The sequence below is a fragment of the Mesorhizobium sp. M7A.F.Ca.AU.002.02.1.1 genome (genome assembly GCF_003998535.1).
Taxonomy (GTDB): domain Bacteria; phylum Pseudomonadota; class Alphaproteobacteria; order Rhizobiales; family Rhizobiaceae; genus Mesorhizobium; species Mesorhizobium ciceri.
This window is the reverse complement of sequence record NZ_RZPB01000189.1, coordinates 1-8,970: the sequence shown is the minus strand read 5'-3', so window position 1 is coordinate 8,970 and position 8,970 is coordinate 1. Positions and strand designations below refer to the sequence as shown.

General features: G+C 64.1%; 9 protein-coding genes and 1 pseudogene. 7 read left to right on the top strand and 3 right to left on the bottom strand.

The window, feature by feature from the left end; translation table 11 throughout:
• Positions 1-347, top strand: a pseudogene (locus EN879_RS14080) (phenylalanine--tRNA ligase subunit beta); the annotation flags it as partial.
• Between the two features lie 40 nt (positions 348-387).
• Positions 388-990, top strand: a complete 603-nt coding sequence (locus EN879_RS14075) for a nucleotidyltransferase family protein (RefSeq protein WP_063169791.1) — start codon at positions 388-390, stop codon at positions 988-990.
• Between the two features lie 110 nt (positions 991-1,100).
• On the opposite strand, the gene EN879_RS14070 is transcribed toward EN879_RS14075, so the two are convergent.
• Positions 1,101-2,096 (bottom strand): aldo/keto reductase, encoded by a 996-nt coding sequence (locus EN879_RS14070; protein ID WP_063169792.1) that lies wholly within the window; start codon positions 2,094-2,096, stop codon positions 1,101-1,103.
• Positions 2,097-2,192: 96 nt separating this feature from the next.
• On the opposite strand from EN879_RS14070, the gene EN879_RS14065 reads away from it, so the two are divergent.
• From EN879_RS14065 to EN879_RS14045, 5 genes are all read left to right on the top strand, one after another.
• On the top strand, positions 2,193-3,083 hold the full coding sequence (locus tag EN879_RS14065; protein WP_013528304.1) for a LysR family transcriptional regulator: 891 nt from the start codon (positions 2,193-2,195) through the stop codon (positions 3,081-3,083).
• Between the two features lie 291 nt (positions 3,084-3,374).
• Positions 3,375-3,947 carry a cytochrome b gene (locus EN879_RS14060; RefSeq protein ID WP_063169793.1) on the top strand — a complete coding sequence of 191 codons (573 nt, stop codon included), beginning with the start codon at positions 3,375-3,377 and terminating at the stop codon, positions 3,945-3,947.
• Between the two features lie 71 nt (positions 3,948-4,018).
• Positions 4,019-4,594 (top strand): YceI family protein, encoded by a 576-nt coding sequence (locus EN879_RS14055; protein WP_013528302.1) that lies wholly within the window; start codon positions 4,019-4,021, stop codon positions 4,592-4,594.
• A gap of 68 nt (positions 4,595-4,662) precedes the next feature.
• The gene (locus EN879_RS14050) at positions 4,663-5,649 is read left to right on the top strand and encodes a Gfo/Idh/MocA family oxidoreductase (protein ID WP_063169794.1); all 987 of its coding nucleotides are present in this window, start codon (positions 4,663-4,665) and stop codon (positions 5,647-5,649) included.
• A gap of 41 nt (positions 5,650-5,690) precedes the next feature.
• Positions 5,691-7,349, top strand: a complete 1,659-nt coding sequence (locus tag EN879_RS14045) for an FAD-binding dehydrogenase (RefSeq protein ID WP_063169795.1) — start codon at positions 5,691-5,693, stop codon at positions 7,347-7,349.
• Positions 7,350-7,384: 35 nt separating this feature from the next.
• Here the strand turns inward: EN879_RS14045 and EN879_RS14040 are convergent, their stop codons facing one another.
• Both EN879_RS14040 and EN879_RS14030 read right to left on the bottom strand, forming a co-directional pair.
• The gene (locus EN879_RS14040) at positions 7,385-8,323 is read right to left on the bottom strand and encodes an alpha/beta hydrolase (protein WP_063169796.1); all 939 of its coding nucleotides are present in this window, start codon (positions 8,321-8,323) and stop codon (positions 7,385-7,387) included.
• A gap of 217 nt (positions 8,324-8,540) precedes the next feature.
• Positions 8,541-8,970 (bottom strand): enoyl-CoA hydratase-related protein (locus EN879_RS14030; protein WP_206520948.1); only part of this gene is annotated, 430 nt, incomplete at its 5' end.

Here is an 8,970-nt window from a genome sequence, read left to right as displayed (position 1 = left end):
TCGATGGCGTGCCTGAACCGAAGGCCAAGCCGACGAAAACCAAGCCGAAACTGGAACTGTCGCCCTTCCAGGCGGTCAAGCGCGATTTCGCTTTCGTCGTCGACAAGTCGGTCGAGGCCGGCACGCTGGTGCGCGCAGCGCTCGCCGCCGACAAGAAGCTCATCACCGCCGTCTCGGTCTTCGATATTTTCGAAGGCGCTTCGCTGGGCGAGGGCAAAAAATCGATTGCCATCGAAGTGTCGATCCAGCCGGTCGAAAAGACGCTCACCGACGAGGATTTCGAGGCACTGGCCAAGCGCATCATCGAGAATGTCGGCAAGCAGACCGGGGGCGTTCTGCGGGGCTAAAAAACTTGCGAGCAGATGGCGAATCGCCCTCCAAAGGGCGATGGACCATCTGCGGTATTCCGGCCTTCCCCTTGAAGAACAGCGCGCGGCGTTTCTCGCCATCGTGTCTGCCGACCCGCTGTTATGCGACGCGGTGGCGCGGGCTCGCACGCTCGACCTGCCGGACTGGCTGGTGGTATCCGGCGCTCTCTACAACAGCATCTGGAACCACCTGACCGGCAAACCGTCGGGCTACGGCATCAGGGATGTTGATCTTTTCTACTTCGATGACAGCGACCTGTCCTATGAGGCCGAGGACGCGGTGATCCGCCGGGCGGAGAAGCATTTCGAGGGGCTGGCGTTGCCGGTCGAGGTGCGCAACCAGGCGCGGGTGCATCTGTGGTATCCGCAGAAGTTCGGACGGCCGTGCCCGCGCTATTCGAGCGCCAGCGAATCCGTCAGCCATTTTGCCTCGAAGACGCACGCCGTCGGGGTTCGATACGACGCTGACGGGCAGCTCGAGATCGTGGCACCGTTTGGTCTTGACGACATTTTCTCGTTTCGCATCACGCCGAACCGGGTGATGGACAATCAGCGCACGCATGAGGCGAAGGGTAAGCGTGCAAGGGAGAACTGGCCGGAGATTAGTGTCGAGCCTTGGTAAAAATGTCGGCAGGGCAGAGGGGGGCGCTTCACGTCAGCGTCCCCATCTTCTGCACCGCGCTGCGTACGAAAAAGGGGCGCGCGGCGCCCCTTCCGATTACTCACCAGTTTTCAACCATTCACCAGCGTCAGCTCCTTCTCCGCATAGCGCCTACCGACCACCTTGTCGGGCGACAGCGCGTCACCAATCGCCTGCACCTCGACCGCGCTCAGCGCGATCCCGGCAGCCGCCGCATTCTGCTCCAGATGGCGTATCCTTCTTGCGCCGGGGATCGGCACGATGAAATCGCCCTGGTGCAGCACCCAGGCCAGCGCCAGTTGGGCCGAAGTTACCCCCTTTTCAGCTGCCAGCTTTTCCAGCGTCGCGATGACAGCGGCGTTGGCGGCCATGGCATCGGCCTGGAAGCGCGGCAGGCCGCGGCGCCAGTCGTCATCGCTCAAGGCCTCTGGCTTGGCGATCGTGCCGGTCAGCAAGCCCCGGCCGAGCGGGCTGTAGGGAACAAAACCGATGCCGAGCTCGCGGCAGACGGCGAACACCTCGTCTTCCGGGTCGCGGCTCCACAGCGAATATTCGCTCTGCACGGCGGCAATTGGATGCACGGCATGGGCCCGGCGGATGGTCGCCGCACTCGCCTCCGACAGGCCGAGCGCGCGCACCTTGCCCTCGCGCACCAGCTCGGCCATGGCACCGACCGTGTCCTCGATCGGCACGTTGGGGTCGACACGGTGCTGGTAGTAGAGGTCGATCACATCCGTGCCGAGCCGCTTCAGCGACGCCTCGGCGACCGCCTTGACGTGCTCGGGGCGGCTGTCGACGCCGGCCATGCGGTCGAGGCCTGTACCTTCCTCCAAAATCCTGAAGCCGAATTTTGTCGCGATCGTCACCTTGTCACGCGCGGACTTCAGCGCTTTGCCGAGCAGGATCTCGTTCTCGAACGGGCCATAGACCTCCGCCGTGTCGAAGAAATTGACGCCGATATCGATGGCGCGGTGCAGCGTGGCGATTGCGTCGGCTTCCGCCTGGCCGCCATAGGCGAAGCTCATGCCCATGCAGCCGAGGCCGACGGGATAGACGTTCAATTCAGTTCCTAGCTTGCGGGTTTGCATAACGCGTCTCCTTGTTGCGATGCGGCAGAAATAGCGCCTTGCCTTGTGTTCGATAATCGGCTCTCATTTGCACGGGCTGTTCTAAAAGATAGATCAATGAATCGCGCGCATCTTTCCCAACTGGCCGTGCTGGCAACCGTTGCCCAATGCGGCAGCTTTCGCGGCGCGGCCAGGGAATTGGCCATCGCGCCTTCGGCGGTCAGCCATGCGGTGTCCAGCCTAGAGGCGCGGCTTGGCGTTCGGCTGCTGGCGCGCAGCACACGCAGCGTCGCGCCGACCGAAGAAGGTGCGCAGTTGCTGGAACGGCTGCGACCGGCGCTGTCGGAGATCGATCTGGCGCTGGAGACGGCAATCGAGACACGCGACCGGCCGGCCGGCAATCTGCGCCTGACCGTGCCGCGCACCGCAGCCCATTTGGCGCTGACGCCACGGCTGGGCGCCTTTGCGTCGGCCTATCCCGATATCGTGCTGGAGATCGTCATCGAGGACCGTTTCACCGACGTGGTGGAAGGGGGCTTCGATGCTGGCGTCAGGCTAGGCGAGAGCCTGCAGCGCGACATGATCGCGGTGCGCATCGGGCCGGACCTTCGCGGCGCGGTGGTCGGCGCCCCGGTCTATTTCGAGGTCAACCCCAAGCCGCGTCACCCGCGCGACCTGGCTGACCACCGCTGCATCCGCTTCCGCTTCTCCAGCGGCATCCTCTACCGCTGGGAGTTCGAGAGAGGCCGCGAGGCGATCGAGATGGCGGTGGAGGGACCGCTGATCCTCGACGAGGACCATTTGATCGCCCAGGCGGCGGTCGACGGCGCTGGGCTCGCCTTCGTCTTTGAGGATTATGTCCGCGCGCCGCTCGCCGACGGCAGGCTGATCCGTGTGCTGGAGGACTGGTGCCCCTCCTTCGACGGCTTCTTCGTCTACTATCCGAGCCGCCGGCAGATGCGCCCGGCGCTCCGGGCGTTTGTCGATTTCTTCAAGGTGAGTGGATAGAGCGGGCTCGCCCCTCCCCTTGTGGCCCTCCGGAGGGAGAGGAAGGGAGCCAGGCTCGGCGAACTCGCGCCTTTCATCACCCTCCGGAGGGCCCTGATGGGAGTCCGAAGGACGGGCGAGATCGGCGGCTCGCCCCGGTAGGTCGGCTGAGGGACGGGGTGGGTAGCGCCCTACGAGACCCCCACCCCGCTTCGCAAAATCCGCTTCGCGGCATTTGCTGCGCGACCCTCCCCACAAGGGGGAGGGTGAAGCGCGCTGGAAGAAAGCCGAACCAACATTCGTTCACTCCCCATGCAAACATCGATCACCAACAGCGCCACCCGCTATGGCTGGGGCGCGATCCTTCTCCACTGGCTGATTGCGCTCATTTTCATCGGCCAGTTCGGGCTCGGCTTCGTCATGGTGCGGTTGACCAGCCAGCGCACCGCCTTCGAGCTGATCCAACTGCACAAATCTTTCGGCTTCCTGCTGCTCGGGCTTGTGTTGCTGCGCATCGCCTGGCGCCTTGGCAATGCAACGCCGGCGCTGCCGCGCTCGGTCGGAACCCTGGAGCGTCGGGCAGCACCGTTGGCCCATCTTGCGCTCTACGCGTTTCAGCTTGCCTTGCCCTTGTCCGGCTGGGCGCTGGTGTCGGTCTCGATGCTGGAGATCCCCAGCCTGCCGTTCAACCTGTTCGTCATGCCCAACCTGCCGTTGGCCGAATCGGATGGTGCCGAGAGCTTCTGGGCGGCGGCACATTGGTATCTCGCCTATGCCGGCATGACGCTTGTGACTCTCCACGTCGCGGCGGCGCTGCGGCATCATTTCCAGCTCAGGGATGGCGTGCTCACACGCATGGTCACGCCTTCGTCAGATTCGGAATAGAGCGAGCGGTTCATTCGTTCATGGAGTGAGGGCGCGCAAGAAATGCGCTGCCTCCAACAAGGAACATCCCCATGTACACGCGCATCCTCGGATTTGCGGCGGTCGCCGCTTGCCTTGCCATGCCTGTTTCTGCGGCCGTCGCGCTGGGTGACGCCGCCGGCAGCTATTCGATCAGCCCGGCCAGCTCCAGCATCCGCTTCTCCATCGGCAAGGTCGGCGGCGGCGGCCTCAATGGCACCTTCGCCCGCTTCAAGGGCTCGATCCGCATCGACAACAGCGATGTCGGGCGCTCAGCTGTCAATTTCACCATTTTTCCCGAAAGCGTCGGCACCGGCCAGGGCCGTATCGATGCCTTCCTGCGCTCCGACGCGGTGTTTGATGCCGCCAACAGCCCGGAAATCCAGTTCCGCTCTACCAGCGTGACCCGAACCAGCGACACCACGGCTCTCGTCAGCGGCCGGCTGACGGCGCGCGGCAAGACGTTCCCGGAAAAATTCACGGCCGAGCTCGGCGGTCTCAAGGCCGGCATGATCAAATTCCATGTCACCGGCAAGGTGCTGAGGTCGCGCTACGGCATGGATGTCGGCACGCCGATCTATTCCAACATCGTCGACTTCGACATGACGCTGACCGGCAAAAGGGGCTGACCTCGTCATTGGCTTTTCCGGCGATTTCGGGCAAACCTCGTCGCCTGTAATCGTGATGGAGAAACCTGATGTTCCGATGGGGTGTGTTGTCGACGGCCAAGATCGGCCGCGAGCATTTGTTGCCGGCGATGGTCGAGGCGGAGAATGGCGTGCTGTCGGCGATCGCCAGCCGCGACCTGTCGAAGGCCAAGGCGCTGGCCGACCGCTTCGGTGCACGCCATGCCTTCGGCTCCTATGAGGAACTGCTCGCCTCGAAAGAAGTAGACGGCGTCTACATCCCGCTGCCGACCTCGCAGCATGTCGAGTGGTCGGCCAAGGCCATCGAAGCCGGCAAGCATGTGCTGGTCGAAAAGCCGCTGGCGCTCGACGCCAAGGACATCCTGCCGCTGATCAAGCTGCGCGACCAGAAAAAGGTGCTGGTCTGCGAAGCCTTCATGGTCATCTACCACCCGCAATGGATCAAGGTGCGCGAGCTCATCGCCAGCGGCGCCATCGGCCGGCTGCGCCATGTGCAGGGCGCGTTCTCCTACTACAACGTCGACCCCAGCAACATGCGCAACCAGCTCGACCTCGGCGGCGGCGCGCTGCCCGACATCGGCGTTTACCCGACCGTGTCGACGCGCTTTTCCACCGGCAAGGAGCCGCTGCGCGTGCAGGCGACGATCGAGCGCGACAAGACATTCGGCACCGACATCTACTCCTCGATCCGTGCCGATTTCGGTGACTTCGAGCTGTCGTTCTATCTGTCGACGCAGATGGCGGCGCGCCAGGTGATGGTGTTCCACGGCGAGAAGGGTTTCATCGAGTTGTTCTCGCCTTTCAATGCCGGGCTCTACGACCACCACCGCGTCGAACTGCACAACCAGAACCACACCGAGGCGCAGGTTTTCCGCTTTCCCGGCACGCAGCAGTACCGGCTGGAGGTCGAGACCTTCGCGCGTGCAGCACAGGGCGGCAAGGAGCGCGTCTTCACGCTGGAGGAATCGGTGCTCAACCAGAAAGTCATCGACGCCATCTTCCGCGCCGGCGGCAAAGAAGGCTGGGAGACCGTCTGAATTCCTTGCATTGAAATAGCCGGCTAATTCTGGGAGGAAAAATGGCTGACGATGCGGACGTGATCATTGTCGGCGCCGGCCTTGCAGGGCTGGTTGCCGCCGCCGAGCTTGCCGAGGCCGGCAAGAAAATCATCATCGTCGACCAGGAGCCGGAGCAGTCGCTCGGCGGCCAGGCATTCTGGTCGTTCGGCGGCCTTTTCCTCGTCGATTCGCCCGAGCAGCGGCGCATGCGCATCCGCGATTCGCATGACCTGGCGCTGGAAGACTGGCTGGGCACCGCGGCTTTCGATCGGCCCGAGGATTTCTGGCCGCGCAAATGGGCGGAAGCCTATGTCGGCTTTGCCGCCGGCGAAAAACGCTCCTGGCTGATACAGCGCGGCCTGAAATTCTTTCCCGTGGTCGGCTGGGCCGAGCGAGGCGGCGGCAATGCCATCGGCCACGGCAATTCGGTGCCGCGCTTCCACATCACCTGGGGCACGGGCCCCGGCGTTCTCGAACCTTTCGTACAGCGCGTGCGCGAGGCGCAGAAGCGCGGACTGATCAGTTTCAAATTCCGCCATCGGGTCGATGAATTGACCCGCACGGGTGCGACTGTCGACGGGGTGCGCGGCGACATCCTGCAACCGAGCACCGCCGAGCGCGGCCACAAGAGTTCGCGCGAAATATCAGGAGATTTCGAGCTTCGCGCGCAAGCCGTGATCGTCGCTTCCGGCGGCATCGGCGCCAACCATCAGCTTGTACGGGAAAACTGGCCGCAGCGGCTGGGCGCGGCGCCCAAGCGCATGATCACCGGCGTGCCCGACCACGTCGACGGCCGCATGCTGGCGATCACGGAACGGGCCGGCGGCTCGATCATCAACCGCGACCGCATGTGGCACTATGTCGAGGGCATCAAGAACTGGGCGCCGATCTGGACCGACCATGCGATACGCATCCTGCCCGGCCCATCATCGCTGTGGCTCGATGCGCGCGGCAAGCGCCTGCCGGTGCCGCTCTATCCCGGCTTCGACACTCTGGGCACGCTCTCCCACATCATGAGCACCGGCTTCGACTACTCCTGGTTCATCCTGACCAAGAAGATCATCCAGAAGGAGTTCGCGCTGTCGGGCTCCGAGCAGAACCCCGATCTGACCGGCAAGAGCTGGCGCCAGGTGCTCGGCCGCGCCACATCGGGCATTCCGGGCCCCGTCAAGGCGTTCATGGAAAAGGGCGAGGACTTCATCGTCGAGGCCGATTTGCCGGCGCTGGTCGCGCGCATGAACGCGCTGGCCGGCGGCGAGGCGCTGCTTGAGGTGGCTCAAGTCGAGCGCGAGATCCACGCCCGCGATAGGCAGCTCGACAACCTGTTCTCCAAGGATATGCAGATCACCGCTCTGCGCGGCGCGCGCGCCTATCTCGGCGACCGGCTGATCCGCACGGCCAAGCCGCACAAGATGCTCGATCCGGCAAATGGCCCGCTGATCGCGGTGCGGCTTAACATCCTGACCCGCAAGACGCTGGGCGGCCTGCAGACCGATCTCGACAGCCGCGTGCTGGGGGCAGATGGCCAGCCGGTAGCCGGGCTCTATGCCGTCGGCGAAGCCGCCGGTTTCGGCGGCGGCGGCGTGCATGGCTATGCGGCGCTCGAAGGCACCTTCCTCGGCGGCTGCATCTTTTCCGGCCGCAGCGCCGGCCGGGCAGCGGCTGCCTCGGTGGCGTGAAGGGGCGTCACTTGGTCCTCAGAGTTTGGCCGCGATCACCAGCGCCAGTCGCCCTGTCCAAGCGCGGTCACCGCACCGACGATCCGGGTGAAGCTGGTGCGGGCGCGGCCAACCGTGTGCCGGGCTCTGAGATAGCCGTGCACCAATCCCGGCTCCTCGAACCACGTCGCGTGGCCACCTGCCGTGATGATCAGGTCGCGATAGGTCTCGCCATCCGATGACAGCGGGTCGCATTCGGCGGTGATCAGCACTGTCTCCGGCAAGTTGGAGAAATCGGTGTCGGCAAGCGGGGCCAGCGTCGCATCGCCGCTACGGTCTTGCCCTCCAGTGCGAATGTGCTTGTAGAATTCGAGATCGCGCACGGTCAGCATCGGCGCTTCGGCGTGCTTGACATAGGAGCCTTTCGAGCGGTTTCCGCCGAGGCCGGGATAGATCAGCACCTGGCCGACCGGCCTTTTCGAATGGCCGCGCGTGGCGTGACTGACGGCGGCGCAGAGATTGCCGCCGGCGCTGTCGCCGCAGAGCACGATAGGATGATCGCGATTGGCGGCGGCCCATTCGAAGGCGCTCATGGCATCGTCAAAGGCGGCTGGATGCAAATGTTCCGGCGCCAGCCGGTAATCTACGGAGACCACCTCATAGCCTGTGCGCGAGCACAGCTCCGCGCAAACATCGTCATGGCTGTCCAGCCCACCAAGGATGAAGCCACCGCCATGGACATAGAGCACCGTCACGCCTGCCTGAAGTGGGCTTCGGTAGATACGGATCGGGATATCGTGCGTCGGCGTTGCAATGGCGGAGGTTTCGACAGCGACGCCCTCGGGGTAGCCGGCAAAGAATTCCCGGCACATGCGGTCGTAAATCTCGCGCTGCTGCACGATCGTGTAGTCGATCGTATCGGGCGGGTAATAGGAATTGGTGCGCTCGATGAAGGCCCAGGTCTCGGCGTCGATGAGCTTGATGTAGTCGGTCATGGGTGCTGGAGAGGCGGCCAAGGCTGAGCCTGGGCGCCCCCCTCTGTCCTGCCGGACATCTCCCCCTCAAGGGGGGAGATCGGATGTTGCGAAGGCTTTCGCCAACCTTCGGCGTCGCAAGAAGAGTGCAGAGATCGAAGCTGCCAATCTCCCCCCTTGAGGGGGAGATGTCCGGCAGGACAGAGGGGGATAAGCGCCGTCATTTCGGCAACAATCCTCACTTCCCCTTCCACACCGGCTCCCGCTTCTCCGCAAAAGCGCGAAAACCCTCCATATTGTCCTCGGAGCCATAGAGCGCATCGACCGTCGGCAATTGCCGGCGGGTCACCTTGTTCATGGCGTCCTGGAAGGTCAGCGCCTCGGCCACGCGCGCCGTCTCCTTGATCGCGGCAAACACCAGCGGTGGGCCGCCTGCGAGCAGCCGGGCGATCTCCCAGACGCGATCTTCCAGCTTTTCCTTGGGCAGCACTTCGTTGACCAAGCCCCAGCGATGCGCTTCAGCGACATCCATCCAGCGGCCGGTGAGCAGAAGGTCCATGGCGACATGGTAGGGGATGCGCTTCGGCAGCTTGATCGTCGCCGCGTCGGCCAGCGTGCCGGCTCGGATCTCGGGCAGCGCGAAGGAGGAATGATCGGAGGCGTAGATG

Bases quoted from the DNA above. Each gene is read 5' to 3' on its own strand.
- EN879_RS14065 (WP_013528304.1), top strand. From the start codon at position 2,193: ATGAATCGCGCGCATCTTTCCCAACTGGCCGTGCTGGCAACCGTTGCC.
- EN879_RS14070 (WP_063169792.1), bottom strand. From the start codon at position 2,096: ATGCAAACCCGCAAGCTAGGAACTGAATTGAACGTCTATCCCGTCGGC.
- EN879_RS14040 (WP_063169796.1), bottom strand. From the start codon at position 8,323: ATGACCGACTACATCAAGCTCATCGACGCCGAGACCTGGGCCTTCATC.
- EN879_RS14060 (WP_063169793.1), top strand. From the start codon at position 3,375: ATGCAAACATCGATCACCAACAGCGCCACCCGCTATGGCTGGGGCGCG.
- EN879_RS14050 (WP_063169794.1), top strand. From the start codon at position 4,663: ATGTTCCGATGGGGTGTGTTGTCGACGGCCAAGATCGGCCGCGAGCAT.
- EN879_RS14075 (WP_063169791.1), top strand. From the start codon at position 388: ATGGACCATCTGCGGTATTCCGGCCTTCCCCTTGAAGAACAGCGCGCG.
- EN879_RS14055 (WP_013528302.1), top strand. From the start codon at position 4,019: ATGTACACGCGCATCCTCGGATTTGCGGCGGTCGCCGCTTGCCTTGCC.
- EN879_RS14045 (WP_063169795.1), top strand. From the start codon at position 5,691: ATGGCTGACGATGCGGACGTGATCATTGTCGGCGCCGGCCTTGCAGGG.